The organism is Enterococcus sp. GPZ-007, assembly GCF_059374735.1.
The window spans coordinates 1-17,690 of sequence record NZ_JCAFYN010000062.1 but is presented as its reverse complement, the minus strand read 5'-3'; the positions used below and the strand labels follow the sequence as shown (position 1 = coordinate 17,690).

At 39.2% G+C, this 17,690-nt stretch carries 21 protein-coding genes and 1 pseudogene; 11 read left to right on the top strand and 11 right to left on the bottom strand.

Features of this window, described 5'->3' with window-relative positions; all coding sequences use genetic code 11:
* Nucleotides 1-54 precede the first annotated feature (54 nt).
* Nucleotides 55-294: an AbrB/MazE/SpoVT family DNA-binding domain-containing protein gene (locus AC4J95_RS19695; protein WP_494551317.1), complete on the top strand. Its 240-nt coding sequence runs from the start codon at nucleotides 55-57 to the stop codon at nucleotides 292-294.
* Entirely contained in the window at nucleotides 291-698 is a 408-nt protein-coding gene (locus AC4J95_RS19690) for a type II toxin-antitoxin system death-on-curing family toxin (protein WP_494551316.1), read from the top strand. The genes AC4J95_RS19695 and AC4J95_RS19690 overlap by 4 nt, the downstream gene beginning before the upstream one ends.
* A gap of 40 nt (nucleotides 699-738) precedes the next feature.
* On the opposite strand, the gene rsmA is transcribed toward AC4J95_RS19690, so the two are convergent.
* The 4 genes from rsmA to AC4J95_RS19670 form a co-directional block, all read right to left on the bottom strand.
* Nucleotides 739-1,623, bottom strand: coding sequence for a 16S rRNA (adenine(1518)-N(6)/adenine(1519)-N(6))-dimethyltransferase RsmA (gene rsmA / locus AC4J95_RS19685; RefSeq protein ID WP_494551315.1), 885 nt, complete (start codon nucleotides 1,621-1,623; stop codon nucleotides 739-741).
* On the bottom strand, nucleotides 1,620-2,192 hold the full coding sequence (gene rnmV / locus AC4J95_RS19680) for a ribonuclease M5 (RefSeq protein ID WP_494551314.1): 573 nt from the start codon (nucleotides 2,190-2,192) through the stop codon (nucleotides 1,620-1,622). The genes rsmA and rnmV overlap by 4 nt, the downstream gene beginning before the upstream one ends.
* Entirely contained in the window at nucleotides 2,185-2,961 is a 777-nt protein-coding gene (locus AC4J95_RS19675) for a TatD family hydrolase (RefSeq protein WP_494551313.1), read from the bottom strand. The genes rnmV and AC4J95_RS19675 overlap by 8 nt, the downstream gene beginning before the upstream one ends.
* A 138-nt stretch (nucleotides 2,962-3,099) precedes the next feature.
* On the bottom strand, nucleotides 3,100-3,906 hold the full coding sequence (locus tag AC4J95_RS19670; protein ID WP_494551312.1) for a Cof-type HAD-IIB family hydrolase: 807 nt from the start codon (nucleotides 3,904-3,906) through the stop codon (nucleotides 3,100-3,102).
* A gap of 201 nt (nucleotides 3,907-4,107) precedes the next feature.
* Between AC4J95_RS19670 and AC4J95_RS19665 the strand changes: the two genes are divergently transcribed.
* Nucleotides 4,108-4,719: a hypothetical protein gene (locus AC4J95_RS19665; protein ID WP_494551311.1), complete on the top strand. Its 612-nt coding sequence runs from the start codon at nucleotides 4,108-4,110 to the stop codon at nucleotides 4,717-4,719.
* A gap of 165 nt (nucleotides 4,720-4,884) precedes the next feature.
* Here the strand turns inward: AC4J95_RS19665 and AC4J95_RS19660 are convergent, their stop codons facing one another.
* Nucleotides 4,885-6,378 carry an AcpB/EbpR/MafR family transcriptional regulator gene (locus tag AC4J95_RS19660; RefSeq protein WP_494551310.1) on the bottom strand — a complete coding sequence of 498 codons (1,494 nt, stop codon included), beginning with the start codon at nucleotides 6,376-6,378 and terminating at the stop codon, nucleotides 4,885-4,887.
* 585 nt (nucleotides 6,379-6,963) lie between these two features.
* A pseudogene (locus tag AC4J95_RS19655) lies at nucleotides 6,964-7,236 on the bottom strand (aldehyde dehydrogenase family protein); the annotation flags it as partial.
* A 334-nt stretch (nucleotides 7,237-7,570) separates the two neighbouring features.
* Between AC4J95_RS19655 and AC4J95_RS19650 the strand changes: the two are divergent.
* Nucleotides 7,571-8,053 (top strand): hypothetical protein, encoded by a 483-nt coding sequence (locus AC4J95_RS19650; RefSeq protein ID WP_494551309.1) that lies wholly within the window; start codon nucleotides 7,571-7,573, stop codon nucleotides 8,051-8,053.
* Between the two features lie 616 nt (nucleotides 8,054-8,669).
* On the opposite strand, the gene AC4J95_RS19645 is transcribed toward AC4J95_RS19650, so the two are convergent.
* Entirely contained in the window at nucleotides 8,670-8,879 is a 210-nt protein-coding gene (locus tag AC4J95_RS19645; RefSeq protein ID WP_494551308.1) for a hypothetical protein, read from the bottom strand.
* A 206-nt stretch (nucleotides 8,880-9,085) separates the two neighbouring features.
* Here AC4J95_RS19645 and AC4J95_RS19640 point away from each other — a divergent pair, with 206 nt between their 5' ends.
* The 3 genes from AC4J95_RS19640 (at nucleotide 9,086) to AC4J95_RS19630 (ending at nucleotide 10,156) form a co-directional block, all read left to right on the top strand.
* The gene (locus tag AC4J95_RS19640; RefSeq protein WP_494551307.1) at nucleotides 9,086-9,232 is read left to right on the top strand and encodes a hypothetical protein; all 147 of its coding nucleotides are present in this window, start codon (nucleotides 9,086-9,088) and stop codon (nucleotides 9,230-9,232) included.
* A gap of 1 nt (nucleotide 9,233) precedes the next feature.
* A complete protein-coding gene (locus tag AC4J95_RS19635; RefSeq protein WP_494551306.1) occupies nucleotides 9,234-9,338 on the top strand; it encodes a CatA-like O-acetyltransferase in 105 nt (34 codons plus the stop codon).
* 98 nt (nucleotides 9,339-9,436) lie between these two features.
* A complete protein-coding gene (locus AC4J95_RS19630; protein ID WP_494551305.1) occupies nucleotides 9,437-10,156 on the top strand; it encodes a hypothetical protein in 720 nt (239 codons plus the stop codon).
* A gap of 865 nt (nucleotides 10,157-11,021) precedes the next feature.
* Here AC4J95_RS19630 and AC4J95_RS19625 read toward each other — a convergent pair.
* A complete protein-coding gene (locus AC4J95_RS19625) occupies nucleotides 11,022-11,561 on the bottom strand; it encodes a hypothetical protein (protein ID WP_494551304.1) in 540 nt (179 codons plus the stop codon).
* Between the two features lie 310 nt (nucleotides 11,562-11,871).
* Here AC4J95_RS19625 and AC4J95_RS19620 point away from each other — a divergent pair, with 310 nt between their 5' ends.
* Nucleotides 11,872-12,456, top strand: a complete 585-nt coding sequence (locus AC4J95_RS19620; RefSeq protein ID WP_494551303.1) for a hypothetical protein — start codon at nucleotides 11,872-11,874, stop codon at nucleotides 12,454-12,456.
* 309 nt (nucleotides 12,457-12,765) lie between these two features.
* Here the strand turns inward: AC4J95_RS19620 and AC4J95_RS19615 are convergent, their stop codons facing one another.
* A complete protein-coding gene (locus AC4J95_RS19615) occupies nucleotides 12,766-13,017 on the bottom strand; it encodes a DUF1653 domain-containing protein (protein WP_494551302.1) in 252 nt (83 codons plus the stop codon).
* A gap of 199 nt (nucleotides 13,018-13,216) precedes the next feature.
* Between AC4J95_RS19615 and AC4J95_RS19610 the strand changes: the two genes are divergently transcribed.
* A complete protein-coding gene (locus AC4J95_RS19610) occupies nucleotides 13,217-13,462 on the top strand; it encodes a toxin-antitoxin system, toxin component (RefSeq protein ID WP_494551301.1) in 246 nt (81 codons plus the stop codon).
* A 208-nt stretch (nucleotides 13,463-13,670) separates the two neighbouring features.
* Complete coding sequence (locus tag AC4J95_RS19605; protein WP_494551300.1) at nucleotides 13,671-14,318, top strand: YczE/YyaS/YitT family protein; 648 nt, start codon at nucleotides 13,671-13,673, stop codon at nucleotides 14,316-14,318.
* Nucleotides 14,319-14,518: 200 nt separating this feature from the next.
* Here the strand turns inward: AC4J95_RS19605 and AC4J95_RS19600 are convergent, their stop codons facing one another.
* Entirely contained in the window at nucleotides 14,519-16,036 is a 1,518-nt protein-coding gene (locus AC4J95_RS19600) for an AcpB/EbpR/MafR family transcriptional regulator (protein WP_494551299.1), read from the bottom strand.
* 241 nt (nucleotides 16,037-16,277) lie between these two features.
* On the opposite strand from AC4J95_RS19600, the gene AC4J95_RS19595 reads away from it, so the two are divergent.
* Nucleotides 16,278-16,880: a TetR/AcrR family transcriptional regulator gene (locus AC4J95_RS19595; RefSeq protein WP_494551298.1), complete on the top strand. Its 603-nt coding sequence runs from the start codon at nucleotides 16,278-16,280 to the stop codon at nucleotides 16,878-16,880.
* A gap of 163 nt (nucleotides 16,881-17,043) precedes the next feature.
* Here AC4J95_RS19595 and AC4J95_RS19590 read toward each other — a convergent pair.
* On the bottom strand, nucleotides 17,044-17,690 hold a 647-nt coding region (locus tag AC4J95_RS19590; RefSeq protein WP_494551297.1), incomplete at its 5' end, for a SpaA isopeptide-forming pilin-related protein.

Here is a 17,690-nt window from a genome sequence, read left to right as displayed (position 1 = left end):
AATAAAACTGGAGTGATTTATCACTCTAAAAACTATATTACGAGGAGAAGTATTATGGATAAATCAACAAGATCATATAAAATCAGAAAATCAGGTAATAGCGATGTAACAACCATTCCTCAAGAAGTAAAAGAACAACTTGGCGTCACTACCGGTGATTCTATTCAATACATCCTTTTACCTGACGGCAGCTTTAAAATCGAAAAAGCAACCGAAGTGGCAGACATTGATTCGATTGTCGATTCAGTTATGACTCAATACGATGAAGCAATCAAAGATTTGGTAGATTTATGATTTATTTAACCGTCAAAGACATAATTAGAATCAATGCCAAATTAATCTCAAAAACTTCCGCAGGAGAAATGATCGGAGTAAGAGATGCCTCTGCCTTAGATATATGCGTCAAACAATCTATGCAAGTTGTTTTTGGTAAAGAGATTTATCCAGAAATTCACGATAAAGCCGCGATATTAGCTATTAATCTTGCTAAAAGACATCCTTTTCAAAATGCCAATAAACGAACGGCCTTGGTCGCCATGGTGACATTTTTGATTGCTAATGGTTACTCAACTAGCTTTAGCCAAGAAGAAGCTGTTCAGTTTATTTTGAACATTACAACGAGTGACAAAACATTTGATGTATTGAAGGAAGATGTCACATCCTATTTGAAAAATTCAGGAAAAATAAGAAGTATATAACAAAACGAGCGTTCAGAAAATCATTCTGAGCGCTCGTTGTTTACTTTTTTTTATTCGCTTCTAACGTATTAGATAAGCGGGCAAACTCTTCTAAAGACAGGGTTTCACCGCGACGTTTGGGATCGATTTCGGCTTGTTCCAAACTCGACACTAGCCAAGCTTTCGTAGCTTCATCTTTTCCGTAGCTGCTTAATAAATTGTTCCATAATGTTTTGCGGCGCATATTAAAAGCCGCTTTGGTCAATTTGAAAAATTCGGTTTCGTTCGTGACTTCCACCGCTGGTGTTTCTCTGCGAACCAAACGTAAAATCGCTGAATCGACATTGGGCTGCGGGACAAAGACCGTCTTCGGCACGATGAAGGCTGTGCTGGCTTCCATGTAATATTGAACCGCGATCGACAATGAGCCATAGGCTTTCGTTCCCGGCTTCGCCGAGATACGATCCGCAACTTCTCGCTGCATCATGACCACCAGCTCATCGACAGCTAAATCTGATTCCAAGATGTGCATCATGATTGGTGTCGTGATGTAATACGGCAGATTCGCTACCACCTTAATCGGCATCGCTTGATCGAAATAGGCGGTTTCTTTTTTCAAATCAACCTTCAAAATGTCGTTGTGGACAACTCTGATATTGTCGTAGGGACTCAAGGTATCTTCCAATACTGGAATCAAACGATCATCAATCTCAAACGCTAGAACTTGGTGTGCCGCACGTGCTAGATGTTCGGTCAATGCGCCAATTCCCGGTCCGACTTCGATGACATTAGTGTGTTCATCGATTTCAGCGGTAGCGACGATTTTTTGTAAAATGTTGGGTTCGGTCAAAAAGTTCTGACCTAAACTTTTCTTGAAGGAGAATCCGTGTTTTTGCAGGATTTCTCGCGTTCTTGAAGGTGTTGCAATATCTTTGTAGTTGTTCAAGAGGTTTCCTCGACTTTCTTCATAGCCTCATGCAATTGTGCTTCGGTGATCCGAAACATTGCTAAACGTTTTTCCAATTGTTTGGCATTTGTATAGCCAATCTTCAATTCATCCCCCAGACGCTCACGGCGTTCACGGGCTTGAGCTCCCGCTATTAAACCATAATCTAAGAGCGTTTGTCTAGCAATTTTTGGTTCATTATCTTCTGCTGGTGTCACGACTTTATGCAAGGCATCAATGATCGCTTCATCACTGGCATGTTCTACGCCGAGACTGCTGCCGCGCTTTTGCGGCGCCGCCATTCTTCTGGATAAGAAAGCGTGCTGTGCATCGGGGATCGCCTCCATGATCGTCTTGCGGATTTTTTCACCGGAAAAATCAGGATCGGTAAAGACGATCACACCACGCGTCTCTTGGGCATGTTCGATTTGTTCAAGAATGGCTTCGTTGATGGCTGAACCCCGCGTCTCGATGGTATCGACATCAAAAACTTCCTTCAAACGTTTGGTATCGTCTTTGCCTTCAACGACAATGATCTCTTCGATTTTTTCTTTATGCTCCTTAACCATTGGCGTTGATCCTAAACAAACGATGGGCGTTTTGCGTCGTTTGATACGCGACTTCTTCCATCGGCAGATTTCGTAATTCCGCGATTTTTTCGACCACGTAACGCGTATAGCCTGGTTCGTTGCGTTTGCCACGATAAGGCATCGGGGCTAAATAAGGCGCATCCGTTTCTACCAATAATTTATCCATCGGTACAATCGTCGCCGCTTCTTGAACATCTAATGCTTTCTTAAACGACACTACACCAGAGAAGGATACATGCATGCCTAAATCTAAGAAACGCTTCGCCCATTCACCGCTGCCGCTGAAGCTGTGCATGATTCCGCCGATGTCGCGAATATCTTCTTCCTTCAGTATCTTATAGGTATCCTCCAACGCATCACGGGTATGGATGCTGATGGGCAGATCCATTTCCTTCGCGATAGCGATCTGACGACGAAAAACCTTATCTTGGACCTCTTTTGGATCTTCCATCCAGTAGTAGTCCAAACCAATCTCGCCAAGTGCCACCACTTTCGGTAACGTCAATTTCTTGATCAAGTCTTCTTCAATTGCTTTTGTGTAGCTGCCGGCTTCTGTCGGATGCCAGCCAATAATGGAATAGATACCTTCATATTGCTGGTTCAGCTCCAAGCTTTTTTCAATCGTAGGTGTATCAAATCCAACCACAGCCATTTCCGTCACGCCTAGCTCGCGCGCCCGCTCGACTGTCTCTGGAATTTCATTTTCAAATTGTTCCGCATTCAAATGCGTGTGAGAATCAAAAATCATTTGTAGTCCTCCTATGTATCTAAAAAATCCAGTAATAATCCAACCTATTTTAACACATTGACTACAAACAGACGAAAATCTAATACAAACAAAAAGGAACTTTAAAACGTTATCGTCTTAAAGTCCCCTCTTTTTCAGTTACTTGTTTAACAGCTGCTCGATCCGTTCCAACACGCCTTCTTGATTGTTGGAACGGATCATTTCCTTTGCGGCTTTTTTGACTTTTTCCTGCGCATTCTCCATCGCATAGCTGAAGCCGGCATATTCCAACATCTCGATGTCATTGCCGCTATCACCAAAGGCGGCGATTTCAGCTGGTTCGATGCCCCACTCTTCACTTAATTTTGCCAGACCATTGGCTTTATGAACACCAGGGATGATCAAATCAATGTCGCCATGTCCGCTGGAAACGGGGATCATTTCGCCAGCTAGCACCCTGTCCAAAGCTTTTAGCTTCTCTTCGATGCCGCTAGCTGGGAAGGTCAGTGCAAATTTGAAGATCTCATCGCCTTGATCTGCGACATCCTCCAGCTTTTCCAATTTTTTGATGCTGGGGTAATAAAAGCTGACACTCTTGAATACCTCTTCTGAAATGTCTTGGGTTACGTAGGCACTCTCTTTCCCACAGACCACATTTACGATCGGCTCAAGGGCGTTTATTCCTTTTATCGAGGCTAACACTTTGTCCATTGGCAGCTGCGCATTGTAGTAATGCTCCCCTTCAACAATAATATTCGCCCCATTCTCCGAAACAAAGGACAGCTCGGTATGATTCTCTGGGAAAAAGCTTTTTAGCTGGTCGTATTGATTACCGCTTGCTACGACAAACTTAATATCCCGTTCTTTTAATTGTTTAAAAAGGCCTTCGAAACGCTCTCGATTGTATTTTTTCTGATCATCTAAAAAGGTGCCATCCATATCGACCGCGATCATTTTGATACTCATTTTTAGTCATCTCCTTCTTTTTATTCGTCTAATCAAGAATACCATAAACTATGGGACGCATTTCAGGTCAAGTAAAAATTGATTGCCCCGAAAAACTCAGTCTAAAGCTGGCAGAAAATACGCCGAAAGTCTGATGCCTCCCCCAAATATTCTCTCTATAATAAGTTTTGTAAGTTATTACTTAGAAAGAGGTGAGTGTCTATGCCTAATTTTCAAAAAGAATTTCCAAACGCCGCACGCTATTTAAAGCAAAAATATCCAGAAAAGGAGCCCTTGAAAAGCTTTTGGCATTGGGCAACATTGGCACTTTTTGCCGTTTTAGTGATTGCAACAATCAAACAACAGCTGTTGTTGATCGGGATCTTGATTCTCGTGGCTGCATTAATTAAAGGTCCGGGAATGTTACTGTTCGGTGCGATCTATTCATTGTTAGTCAGTCTATTTCCGCCAATCGGAGTCGTTCTTTCAGCACTTTTTTTCCTATTAAATATTCGTTTATTGACGAAGAGCTGGCGTGTAAATATCGTGACTTCACTGTTTTACTTGTATCCGCTGGTGTTAAGCCTGCTTCGCTACTTCACCGACTGGGTGGCACCATGGCAGATCGGACTTCAGTTACTGCCAGGCTTACTGCTGTTACATTTTGTTTTGATGCAGGTGTACTATTTCCACCCAAGTGCTCGCCAAGTGTCTTGGACCGTTCTAGCTACGCCTTTTGAATTGATCTCACTTGTACTGCCAAAGCGCTTCAAGAAACCGTTTCGGACTACGGCACAAACAACTAGATTGAAAAGCGCAAAAAAATATCGTTAAGGAAGAATGGTTCTTCTTTAACGATTTTTTTTGCACAGATACTGTTTTTTCAGAAATAGTATTGGCAGCAGGAAATCACTTGACTTCCTTGCCGCCTTTTTTTTCAGGGGATGTGCGGTCGTCTACACCGCCCCCTCTATTAGGATTGGGTGGAAACGTACCCTTTCACCCAGCTAATTTACTGACTAATTGCTGCAGCTGAAACACATCTTGATTCGTCAAGAATGGATCGATCACAACGGTCGGATACTCCTCCGGTACTTCTTCCACACTGCTTGAAGTGATCAGTGCATCATATTTTTCCAACTCTGTACGATTGATGTTCACATTGGTCAATTTCTTTTCGACATAATGAACTTCGAAATTGCCGTAGATTTGACTCTCGATTTGATTGCCTAAGAAAAATTCCTCTGTCGGTGACAACTCAGACAACAGTAACAACTTCAACGGTCGGTCGCAGCTGGCTAGTAGCGTCAAACTTTGCGGAACCATTGTGATCAAGAGATAGACATAATTCCAGACAAAGTCTTCTTCTTGATAGATTTGATAACGTCGAACAAAGTAGTCCACGATCTTCTTCACCTTTTTGACGGCTTGATCATGAGTCTCAGACAACTTATCAAGGAAGATCTTCCGCTGACGAAACAGAATATCGATCAGCTGTCCATCCGGCTCATAGATGCGATGCTCATTAAGCAAAACGATCGCCAGTTCCTGTTTCTTTTCATTGCCCAATGAGAAATTCAATAAGCTATCGAACTCCTCCACCAGCTCTAAATGACGATAATAGTAGTCCGCGTATTCGTCTTCTTTTCTTAGCGCGCTGTGCAATTGACTCTTACTGGCAACGACGATATCCGCGTAAGACAACCAGAGACAATCCTTAATCTTATCCGACGACAGCTTCACTCGAAAAACTTCCAGAGCCATACGCTTAAAGGCGTCTAGGATTTGCCGCTCCGGCAGCATCAAATCACTGCTCAGGTCCGCTTTCGGATAATAATGCCCGTTCTTGATCCGCCACAGGCTGATATACATGTTATAGCCTAAACGTTTACGAGAAATATAGTTATCCTCCAGCTTATTCACTTGGATGAACTGGTTCACCAGTTCCGTAATCGCCTTGATCTGGAACTCCTTCAGGTCACGATACAGCGAATCTAAGCGATCCGATTTCTCAATGAAATAACGGTAGTACATATGTCGAATCACACTTTCATTGCCTTCCAATCGTAACGGCCGGTACTGCAAAGTGATCCCGGTTTTCAGTAACACACTCTCAATCTTCTTAAGGTTCCGCTGCGTTTTAGACGGACTCAAAAAGAGTTTCTTCGACAGATCAATAATGTTCTCGCACTCTTCATACAGTAATTCCTCGATGATCTGGAATTCCGGCGATTGCTGAATCGTATCAGCATATAGCCGATTGATACTGACATGCGATTTAATCTGCAGTTGATAAAGTCCTTTGTATTTCATGATACGAAAGGCATCCTGCTGACTGTTGATCAGCTTGACATCTTTCAATAATACGGATAATGAGCACTCTAACTCTTCTAGTAATTGGTCACTTGATAGACCGGTACGGCAGGCATATAATAACTCCACCAAACGCAGATGCCGCAGATTGCTCACTCCTAAAATCTCTCTAAAATTCATACTATCACCCTCTTCACTAACTCCTATGTTTATCCCCACCAACACTGACTTCTAGGAACTAGCCGTCATTTGTGCATGAAACAAACCTCCTTTTGTTCCATACTGATTCATGTATTACTAAACTCTTTGAAGCAATAACGATCCTTCACTTCCCCCCTTTTCCTGTTAATTTGACAAAAGAAAAAGCCAAGCAACAACGCGTTTGTTAATTATTGCTTCGTTTTATCCGTTGTTTTACTGTATAATAATGGTAACTGATATAAACCTTCTCTGCTTTGGCCTCTCAAAAAAAGGAATCCGTTATCGAATGACATATTTCACACGCCATATACGCCATTCCACCGATAACTCGGGTTATTTAATTCACTTTTTAAAATAAAAATAAATTTTTTTAGAAACTAATAGTTAAATTTTTTTTGTTCAGTTTGAATTATTGATAATTTTGAATGATATTGAACAAAATAAATGACTATTATTTTTAAGTTATATATCAAATATTTTGTTTTTTCACTCCTTGACAACTATATTTATAATAAAAAAAGAGTGAACTTTTCAAAAAGGCTCACTCTTTACTACATTCTGATATTATTTTGCGGTATGTATATTGATAAACTTGACATCGATATATTCGACATCGTGCGTGCCGTTTTCACAACCAAAACCAGAGCGTTTAACGCCGCCAATCGGTGTCCCTGAGTTTGAGATATCCGTATCATTGACGCCTACCATACCGTATTGTAATTTGTTGCTCACATTTTCGACAGTATGGATATTCGTTGAGAAGAAATAAGACGCCAATCCAAATTCTGTATCATTTGCTTCTTCAATGACTTTTTCTTCCTCTGCAAAAATAATCACTGTTTCCACCGCCCATTCGAGATTCACATCTGAAAAAAATGTAAGATGCGTGCCCGCCTAATTCCATCTCATTTTATTTGTATCGAATACACACCAGAGTTAGACAGTTAGATTGCGAATTGATGATTATTTTGACGATACTCCTATAGTTTAGCTGGGCTATTTGTATGATTTGATTCGTTAATTGATCTTTTTTTGAATATACACTTGATTTTTAATTTTATTTCATATAAAACATTTAGGTATTTACTGCGTATAATTGTTCAGCGTAAAGCACACTATAAAAGTGTCTTTGCGCTTTTTTTGCGCAAAGACTGAGAAAGAGGTTATTATTTTGAATTTCCACATGAAACTTCCCCGCAACAGAGCAGAGTTCGCCTTATTTATAGCAGTTATTTCTATTCTCTCTGTCAACATCATTGCACCACTGATTACCTGTTTTGAAACAGGATTTAGTTTGACTACTTGGCGACACACATTCGAAGTTATGCCTGGTATTTGGATTGTCGTGGTCTTCTTAGTTTTGCTCACTCATAAGCCAGCATCAAGACTAACTGCTAAAATAATTTCGAAAGAAGATAGCTTTCGTTCGCATATGATTGTAAATTGTCTGATTAATGTTGTGATGATGTCAGTTATTCTAACAGTTGTTGCTTCTTGGATAGGTATGAGACAGATTTCGTTATTACCTATTGAGCAGTTCTTTTTCAAGTGGCCAAGAAACTTTAGCATTTCATTCTTTGTTGAATTATGTATTGCACAGCCTATTGCTAGATTTATTATTTACAAAAAACATCTTCATTTTGATAATGAGTGATATCCTAGCTGCTCCTTGAGAAAGTAGCAGCTATTTCTATTAATCCTATCTAAACCTCTGCAATTCCCCCAACTACGGCTGTTCCATCCATTTCAATCATAATTCATCTCTCCACTCTTACCGCTTTAAAAAAATTGATGAATATAGAATGAATTCAAGGAATGGTTGGCCAAGCTTCCAATAACACATTTGGAGGAATATATGAATTACTCAGTAGAATCACTACCATCTAAAATAGTCTTTTATAAACGTCGAGTTGATGCTTATAGACCTGAAAGCTATACTTTAGTAAAAAGGATGTCCACGATGTTTGCGAATTTGAGATACCTTCCAAAAAAATATAAGTCCTTTTATATCCTTTATATGATCTGTTTGCTGGCGACCTTCCTCCTTTTCGCCTTAATGCGACCAAGTGGGAGGATTATCGTTCAAGTCTTCCTTGCCTTTTTTATGATCGATTCTTATTTATTATCAAGATCGAAAGAAAAGATTCTGCTGCCACTGCTAGTGGATCTCTTCATCTACGCTTGCTGGTTTATTATTTTGTATCCTTTTTGAGATCATTGACTGAATAAAAAAAAGACTACTCACTTGAGCAGTCTGTAGCCGATGGCAACTATTTGATATATACCTCTAGCATAACACCATTGATTTCACGTGAACCTTTATCCCATTGAATTGGAATCCCATAGACACCGGAGTTAGGCAGCTTGATCAAAACTTGATGAATGATTGGGCGATACTCATAGGACACCATTCCGATATCCTCGACATACTGTTGGCCGGTCTTCCACTTGCCATTTATGACTAAATCTCTGCTTTGCATAGTGATCCTCCTCCGCTGGTTCGACTGGGGTATCTTATGCTTCAATTATATCATGGTTCCTAGCGGTCATTCGTCCACAGTTCAGCCATGAACACCCTCGTTTTACTATCCAATAAGCTTCTATCCCAGGTTAAAATGAAGCTATACCATACCACAGATGATTTCTCCTCCTAACAATACAGAGCCTATTATTAGGAGGAATCAAGATGTTTTTTACAGTAATTAATTTAGAAAATTGGGAACGTACCGAAGTTTTCAACCATTATTTGTCTCAACAATCAACCTTCAATAACACGGGCAAAACTATCTATTGCCATTGTTACTGGCGGAAAATTCGTTTTTCAGGAGGGTAAAATGTTCCTTCCAATCTCACTGCAGGTTCAACACGCAGTGTGTGATGGCTTCCATGCCTCAAAATTTCTTAATCAGTTGAAGTATTATTTCATTCTTGATGTATAATTATCTGTAACAAGGAATCTGAATATTGTTGGTATTTTTATCACGAATTCTATCAAATCCTTGTTAATTTTTTTAAATACACTATTTTGGAGGGGTATATGAAAAAGGTTGTTGGGTTATTAATTATTGTTTCGAGTTTCTTTTTACTGACAAGTTGTAGTACCAATAAGAAGGAAGAGAAAAGAGAGGCTAGCATTTCTCAATCATCTTCAGAAGAGAAAAAATTAGAAATTATTTGTTTCGATACATTTGAAACAAATGAACTTGGAAAGGCCATTATTTCTGGCACTACAGAACCAAACGCGGCTGTTTCTGTTGATAAAATAGAACAAAAAGCTGACGATCACGGTCTGTTTCGATTGGAATTTCAATTAACTGAACCAAAAGTAAAAGAGTTGACTTTAACGTCAAAAATAAGAACAGAGCAAATTGATAAGAAGATCAAGGTGGAACCCTCAGTTAGCTTTCTAAAATCCAAAGAAGAAGCTTCCAGTTCATCTTCAATACCTGTTGCAGAACCTCAGGCGCCTTCCGAATCTACTGAACAAATTGCTGAAGCGGCACCAGCTGTTCCCGCGGAGGAACCTAAGCAAGAAGATGCTGCTGGACAAGTATTGGTTAGTCCAAATGGTGAAGCGGTTACCGTACTACGCGTTCTGCCTAATGGTGAACACGTCATTAGCGAACAAACATCTCAAGCAGATTTAAATAATGATGGAATACTTACGTATGAGGAACTAAGTCAAGCTGAAAACGATCTTAACAAACAAACCGAGGAAATCCGACGTAGAGAATTAGAAGATTTAAGTAGGCAATAATAGTTGATGTATTTGTAGATTTAGAGGTTCATCACCTTCCTTTTAAGCTGATGAACCTCTAAATCTACCTCACTATACAAATAAGACGCAAATATTCGAAATATACTTAAGGTCAAAATCGCCCCAAACACGAAATTAACCTTGAAACCTATTTTTTTGTCTACATGATAGCTCCGTTAGTCGAACTTGCCTCCATTTAGAGAGTTCTTATTCCGCATTTTTCACCTCTCATACTTTTATTCCTACCTCTTATTCAGTATTTCTTTCATTAACAGACTAACTAACTTGAATAAACTCTTTAAAATAAAACAATATTTTCCATTAATTTAGATTCTCTAATATAGTTATTAGAACGAAATTATTTTTTGAGCGTATATAAAGACTTTTTCGTTCAAACACTCTATAATTACGAACAATAATTGGAGAGTGAAAAGATGTTTAATAAAAAAATAATTGGTTCATCCATGGTACTTTTTTTGATAGTTGCTTCTACTTTACTTTTAAATTTGAAAGCTTCAGCCATCACTGGTGATAACACAAGTATCATCGATCATTGGGATGACCCTGAAGTTCAAGACGCCTATTATAATTGGAACAAATACGTACTTATAAATACAAATTCTAAAAATGATTCTTACCCGGGTGACCAATATAATGCTCAAGGTGAAGTTGAAAATGATTGGTTGACTATTGGACCAATAACAGAAAACACCAATCTTTATGTTCTTTACGCAGCGATCATTGGTGCAGCTAATCCCAATGCAACTGGTAAAGGTGACAGTTGGGAAACAATTTTGCAAGCTCCAAATTGGGACGTAGATCTTGAACCAGATCATATGGCAGAAGGCGGAGCGACTGTCACCTTTTATATTGTTAATAGTAATGGACAAGGTAAAAAAGGAATGCCTGTGGAAATTACTGTAGACGAAAGTCTCCCTTCACCACCTATAAACCCTGACAGCTCAAGCTCCGAATCTAGTTCAAGTTCCGAATCTAGTTCAAGCTCCGAATCTAGTTCAAGTTCCGAATCTAGTTCAAGCTCCGAATCTAGTTCAAGCTCCGAATCTAGTTCAAGCTCCGAATCTAGTTCAAGCTCCGAATCTAGTTCAAGCTCCGAATCTAGTTCAAGCTCCGAATCTAGTTCAAGTTCCGAATCTAGTTCAAACTCCGAATCTAGTTCAAGCTCCGAATCTAGTTCAAGCTCCGAATCTAGTTCAAGTTCCGAATCTAGTTCAAGCTCCGAATCTAGTTCAAGCTCCGAATCTAGTTCAAGTTCCGAATCTAGTTCAAACTCCGAATCTAGTTCAAGCTCCGAATCTAGTTCAAGCTCCGAATCTAGTTCAAGTTCCGAATCTAGTTCAAGTTCCGAATCTAGTTCAAGCACAGCTAAGAATAATATTGACACTATTAACTCACAGTCTGCAGTCAGATCGTCGTATTCAAACGTAGAGTCTATACACTCAAATTATCCAAAAACCAACATGAAGAAAGGGAATACTTTCTACTTGATGCTGGGGGCAATATTTTTAAGTATGTCCATCACTCTATTTCTAAAAAAAATTTAAAGATTAATTTAGCCTCAGGAAGATAAATTCTTTTTGAGGTTTTTCATTAAATCTCCAATCAGCAGTTTTCAAAATATCCTTAATAACCCCAGTTTGTGTACCTATTCGATAAAATACTTTGATACTATAAGATAAATGGAAGTGATCACAATGGCTTTAGTTGTACTCATTGGCTCCCAAGCTGTCGGCAAAATGACTGTGGGGCAAGAGTTAGAAAAACGAATAGATGGGAAATTATTGTTCAACCATCAAACGCTAGATCTCTTCGCCGACTTTCTAGGCTATAGCAAGCCAGCATTCATGCTCTCAGACAGGACCAGAAAAGAGCTTTTCAAAGCGTTTGTCACTAATCTGGAAAACAATACCACTAAGACGATCATTTTCACTGTGGTGATTGATTTTGATTCTACTTATGATCTTGAATTTTTACAGGATATCTCCTCAATCTTTTTGGAGGCTGGTCAAGAGGTTTATTTCATTGAGTTGGTCGCCAATTTAAGAACACGGCTAAAGAGGAATGTTCATGAGGATCGCTTAAAAATGAAACCATCCAAGCGGGATACCAAATTTTCAAGAAGAGAACTTTTAAGCGCAGTGAAAAATGCCCGCTTGGAAAGTCGTGAACATGAACTGGATGGACTTTTCCCAGCGGTCAAACACATGAAAATCAACAACTCCAAGCTATCCCCTGAAGAAGTTTGCGAGAGAATTTTTGATTCTTTTCAGCTGGAGTAATCTTCTATTCAGATCAGGGATTTGCTATAATAAAAGAAAAAAGGTTGTGACAACTTTGATCAAAAACTATGAGGCATTTTTCAAATTCTCCGTTGCTCTGGCTATCTGCTCCTTTTTGATCGCATGTATCGTCAATCACTCGCTGCTTGAATTTGCGAAGGGCTTTTCGACGGCTTTGGTGATCGTCAGTGCCATTTTTAAAATCAGGAATAATCAAATTACTCACGAAACGAACTAGAAAGACTAGTTCGTTTTTTTCAGCTACCATTTCCAACAGTAAATCAATGTTTCAGGCTCCTAGTTTCCGTTTTATGAGAGAATATCATCGGAGCCTTGCTCAATGAATGCCATTCGATATTTCTGATCGATCTCTGGATATTTCTCATGATCCACTTCACTTAGAAACATGGCTTTGGGTCTTGCGAAATGTTGCCCATTTTCTAGTGAACGATAGATAACCAATTCCTCTTGTGTTTCTGTGTGAAGTGCTACAAACAGTACTTGATACATTCCACCCTTAAAGTGGCGATACATTGCACCTTCGTGTAATTCTCTATTCATCAATCTTCCCCCTACGTGCTGACAATCATCTGAAAGCACCAAATTTTTGACAGTATACTCATATTATTTTGAATGCTCAATTAAGTCCAGTATATCTTTTATCCTAGGAATCTAACAGGCTCCATTCTATTCGCTATTTGACAAGCTCTCAGATAAGTCAGGCTCATTTGTGTTACACTCAACTCAAGAGGTGATTTTTATGCTAAGAACACAAATTGATGTGGTTTCTTTGATGAAGTCTGTTTCGCTGCAGATTGCTGACTCTTTCGACAGTGCTTCGATTATTGCAGAATTTGAAACACCTAAGGAATTACTGGACTATTCGGAAAAAAATTATCTGGCACTTTCAGACGAATTCACTGAAGCCTTCCGTAAAGAGTTTCAAGATGCCTATGTCACCGAACTGATCAAACAACTAAAAGAACAAAGTGTGAACTTCATTTAGACTCTCTTGCAGGAGCAAAAAAAACGGATAAAATAGCTAGCTGCTTTGACAAAACATCAATTGCTCCTTAATATAGAGTAGGACGCATTGATACATAACATGAAAATATGCGGCGGTGATAGGCTTAGTTCAGATGGTTTTCCTACTTTGGGGAGTAGCCATGAAAAAAGCAGATCACGGCTATTTTTATTGTGAAAGGAGTCTTGTTATGCTAGCAAAAATAAAATCCTTAGTGGTTTTGTTTGTGGGAATTAGTTTGATGTCGATTGGAATTGCATTGGCGAAGCTTGCGCAATTAGGTACTTCACCGATCTCGAGTATTCCCAATGTGATGAGTTACATCATGCCATTATCGATTGGAGATCTGACGATTGTTTTTATGATCTTAATGATTTTTTTGCAAATGATCCTCTTACATGAGGTGAATCTTTCCATTATTTTACAGCTCGTGCCGGGAGTGATCTTTGGCTGGTTGATTGATGTTTTTGTGGTTGGCTTCACTCATCTGGGGTTGCCTGCATTCATGGACCATTACTTCGAACAACTAATCTTTACCTTGATTGGAATGCTCGTATTGTCTTTTGGAGTATTCCTTGAGGTAAATTCTCGGTCAATCTTGATGCCGGGGGAAGGTTTGGTCGTGGCACTAACTTTGCGGACCAAGAAACCTTTTGGAAAATTAAAAATGTTTACGGATTTGACGATGGTGGCAGTTGCGTTGATTATCTCGCTACTCTACTTTCATGGTCTTGTCGGCATTCGCGAAGGCACACTCATTACTGCGTTATTCACTGGACGGCTCGTGGCACTTTATGACCCATTGATTCCTTGGGTCGACCGTTTGACGACCAATTAAAATATGCGGTGCACAGAATGCGCCGCATATCGGACTAAGTGTTAATCAAATTTATCTCCATCAAAACGATTTGACGAAGAAAAAAAGGAAAGACGCTTTTTTAACCTCTCATATTGAAATTGCCATGATCGAAACGCTGGTACCTGCTGCTAACGAAATCAGGCATCTTATTACCTCTATATCTATTCAAAAAAGGAAAACTAGCTAACCAACGACTTCTTTTTCGGTAGTTCATTTACAAGATTTTGAATCGTAACAATCGATTGCGGAGTCACATACGGTTCAATTGAAACCACAGGAAACTCTCTTGGTAATTCTTCCATGGAACCTGTGGTAATCAAGGCATCATAGCTGGTAATTTTATCGACCACATCGCCACTCTCATTCCAAAGGTCTTCATAATGATAGATTTCAAAATTACCGTAAACCATCTGGGTAATAACCGTTGAAATGTATTCTTCCTCGGTGGGAGAAAGATCGGAAATCAACAATAATCGGATCGTGTCGTCATAAGATGCCAATAGCTCCAAACTGTCTGCTTTACCCGTTAATAATAGATACACGTAATTTGTAACATAATCGGCTTTTTGAAAGAGCTTATTTTCTTGAACAAAATTCTGAACGAGCTTCGTTACCTCCTCTACTGCATGGCGATGCATCAGCTTGACGGTTTTCAAAAAGGTGCCTCGACTATTACGAAGAATAGTCAAGAACTCGCTCTTTTTCTCATCATAGAGATAAACGTCATTCAACAGAACAGTCGTTAGATCATACATCTCCTTCTCATCAACAGCCCCTCCGGTCAAGTCGAGGAACTGTTCGACAAGCTTTAAATGGAACGCAAACATTTTTTTGTAGCGAGTATTGTCTCTGAGCGCAGCCAATCGGTGACTATCGCTGAAAACAATTGAATCTGAAAAGGACAGCCATAGGCAATCACGCATCAACTCATCCGTCAACTGAAGGCGAAAGACCTCGGAGACCATATCTCTGAAATCGCTCGTTTCTTCTTTTTCTGGTAAGAATAGCCCCGTTGTGCGCAATTCTTCCTCAGGATAAGTATGATCATTTTTGATTCGCCAGAGACTGATAAAAAGGTTGTACGTTAACCGTTTTTGAAAAATATATTTTTTATTGAAGCCGTTGATTTCTGTAAATGTTTTAGCAAACTCTTCTATCGTTTTCGACTGATACTCTTTTAATTCAGGCAGCACGATTCTCACAGCGTACTGCCTTTCAAGAAAGTAGCGATAAAAGAAATGACGAACGACACTTTCTTTCCCTTTTAAACGCAAAGGCCGATAGTGCAATTGAATCCCAGCATCCTTCAAATTGCTTTCTATTTTTTTGAGAAAGCGTTGTGTATTAGAAAAGCTTAAAAATAGTAATTTTGATAATTCTAAAATATTATCACACTGCTCATAAAGCAGCTGTTCGATAATCTGAAATTCAGGCGAATTGGTCAATGCTTCGGCATATACCTTTCCAATGCTGATTTCCTTTTTAAGCTTTACTCGATACAACCCTTTTTCCTTTTCAACAATAAAGTTTGTTTGTTGCTCATTGATTAACTTTATATCACTTAATAAAAGCGGTAGTGAACAATTCAGCTCTTTAAGAATTCGTTCACTTGAAACACCTTCGCGATTATAATACAGTAGTTCAATTAATTGTAATCTACGTCTGTTACTAGTCCCTAAAACTTGACGAAAATTCATAATACCCCTCCAAATTGATTTACGAAAATAGTTACTCATAGTGATTGCATTGGCTTAAAGCAAAAAAACAGCCTCATCCTATGTATTCACCTGACTTGTAACTAAAAGCCAGCGCTTTTCATAATATACGGTTATCTTTACACTGTAAAGATATAAACATTTAAAAAATACTTAAAAATATTTATTTGATATTCGTCAAACAAATCGCTAAACTATGTAATAGAAATTAGGAGGCTTTATTATGAGTGAAACTCAAAGCTATCATCGTGAAAACCTGCGTTACGATCTGATCAAAGCCGGAATAAAGATCGTACGAACAGAAGGGCTGGAAAAGCTGTCACTAAGAAAAGTGGCCAAAGAATGCCAGGTCAGCCACACAGCCCCTTATACGTACTTTTCGAATAAGCAAGAACTGCTGGAGGGCATGCAGCAGCATATTACAGAAAAATTTACCCATATTATGAATGAAGCAGCTGAAAAATACGCGAATGATCCTGACTTATTAACCAAGTTGGGAAATGTTTACTTACAGTTTTTTCTTGATAATCCACAGTATTTTAACTTCACGTTTAATATCACAGGGATTGAAGTCAATATGGATAATATCGCCCAAGATAACTACCCGCCTTTTGATATCCTAAAAAAGGCAGTCATTCAAACATTAAAGGCCCATCACTTCTCCGACGAATCCATTATGTACAACCTTACCGCCATTTGGGCAGTCATTCATGGCGCAACGAGTATCGCCACTATGAAAAGTATTTTGTTCTCAGAGGACTGGGGCGAATGGATCACTAAAATACTTCAGAATAATTTTTCCTTTTATTCCGGTTCTGTTGAGTAGTCATAAAGTGAGCTCTAGCAACATAGCTTTATTCTCTTAGCGAGTTGCTTGTTCACTCCCTTGAGAACAAAGCAATTTTCTTGAGTACCGAATATTTCCACTTTTCCTTCTTAGAATAGAGTAAAAAGGCCTAAACAGCACAGTGACTGTTTAGGCCTTTTGGTTATCCTTTTCTTCTTCTGAAATAGATAGTTCCTACAATGAGCATGATCGCTACGCCGATTAGTAGTAACCATGGGTTGCGGGTATCATTCGTTTTCGGATAATTTCCTTTTGTTGTTCTGAAATCCTTATTCGAAGGATTTGACTTATCTGTTGGTGTCGATGAGTTAGCAATTTCCTTGTTCACGAATTCTCCAGCATCGACAGTTTCTGGTTTGTTTTCTTCAGCTGAAGGAATCGTAAATTGGCGTTTCTCATTACTGATTACATAACCAATTGGAGCTTTCTTTTCCTTAAAGTAATAATCGCCTGGTGAAAGATTTTTCACTGAGAGTTGACCATTCTTATCAGAAGTATATTCGCCAATCTCTTTGCCATCCGCATCATACAATCCAAAAACAGCTTCAGCCAAAGCTTTCCCATGTTTCGAAACCTTCTTCATTTGAACTGAACCTTGATAGTTGATGAAATCGGCTAAAGTAATTGTTTCTGGTTTGCCTGCTGCTTTTTCATCCACTTCAAATGGAACTTCGGTTTGATTCAATAGGTAGCCTTCTGGGGCTTGAGTTTCAACTAGCGAATACTTTCCAGAAGCTAATCCGGTCGCGTAAACCTTACCTTCTTTATCTGAAGTCAAGGTCGTCGTTG

Coding starts and splice junctions, on each gene's coding strand:
- rnmV (WP_494551314.1), bottom strand. CDS start 2,192: ATGGTTAAGGAGCATAAAGAAAAAATCGAAGAGATCATTGTCGTTGAA.
- AC4J95_RS19695 (WP_494551317.1), top strand. CDS start 55: ATGGATAAATCAACAAGATCATATAAAATCAGAAAATCAGGTAATAGC.
- AC4J95_RS19660 (WP_494551310.1), bottom strand. CDS start 6,378: ATGAATTTTAGAGAGATTTTAGGAGTGAGCAATCTGCGGCATCTGCGT.
- AC4J95_RS19615 (WP_494551302.1), bottom strand. CDS start 13,017: ATGAATAGAGAATTACACGAAGGTGCAATGTATCGCCACTTTAAGGGT.
- AC4J95_RS19640 (WP_494551307.1), top strand. CDS start 9,086: ATGTTTTTTACAGTAATTAATTTAGAAAATTGGGAACGTACCGAAGTT.
- AC4J95_RS19630 (WP_494551305.1), top strand. CDS start 9,437: ATGAAAAAGGTTGTTGGGTTATTAATTATTGTTTCGAGTTTCTTTTTA.
- AC4J95_RS19605 (WP_494551300.1), top strand. CDS start 13,671: ATGCTAGCAAAAATAAAATCCTTAGTGGTTTTGTTTGTGGGAATTAGT.
- AC4J95_RS19610 (WP_494551301.1), top strand. CDS start 13,217: ATGCTAAGAACACAAATTGATGTGGTTTCTTTGATGAAGTCTGTTTCG.
- AC4J95_RS19645 (WP_494551308.1), bottom strand. CDS start 8,879: ATGCAAAGCAGAGATTTAGTCATAAATGGCAAGTGGAAGACCGGCCAA.
- AC4J95_RS19675 (WP_494551313.1), bottom strand. CDS start 2,961: ATGATTTTTGATTCTCACACGCATTTGAATGCGGAACAATTTGAAAAT.
- AC4J95_RS19690 (WP_494551316.1), top strand. CDS start 291: ATGATTTATTTAACCGTCAAAGACATAATTAGAATCAATGCCAAATTA.
- AC4J95_RS19665 (WP_494551311.1), top strand. CDS start 4,108: ATGCCTAATTTTCAAAAAGAATTTCCAAACGCCGCACGCTATTTAAAG.
- AC4J95_RS19670 (WP_494551312.1), bottom strand. CDS start 3,906: ATGAGTATCAAAATGATCGCGGTCGATATGGATGGCACCTTTTTAGAT.
- AC4J95_RS19595 (WP_494551298.1), top strand. CDS start 16,278: ATGAGTGAAACTCAAAGCTATCATCGTGAAAACCTGCGTTACGATCTG.
- AC4J95_RS19600 (WP_494551299.1), bottom strand. CDS start 16,036: ATGAATTTTCGTCAAGTTTTAGGGACTAGTAACAGACGTAGATTACAA.
- AC4J95_RS19635 (WP_494551306.1), top strand. CDS start 9,234: ATGTTCCTTCCAATCTCACTGCAGGTTCAACACGCAGTGTGTGATGGC.
- AC4J95_RS19620 (WP_494551303.1), top strand. CDS start 11,872: ATGGCTTTAGTTGTACTCATTGGCTCCCAAGCTGTCGGCAAAATGACT.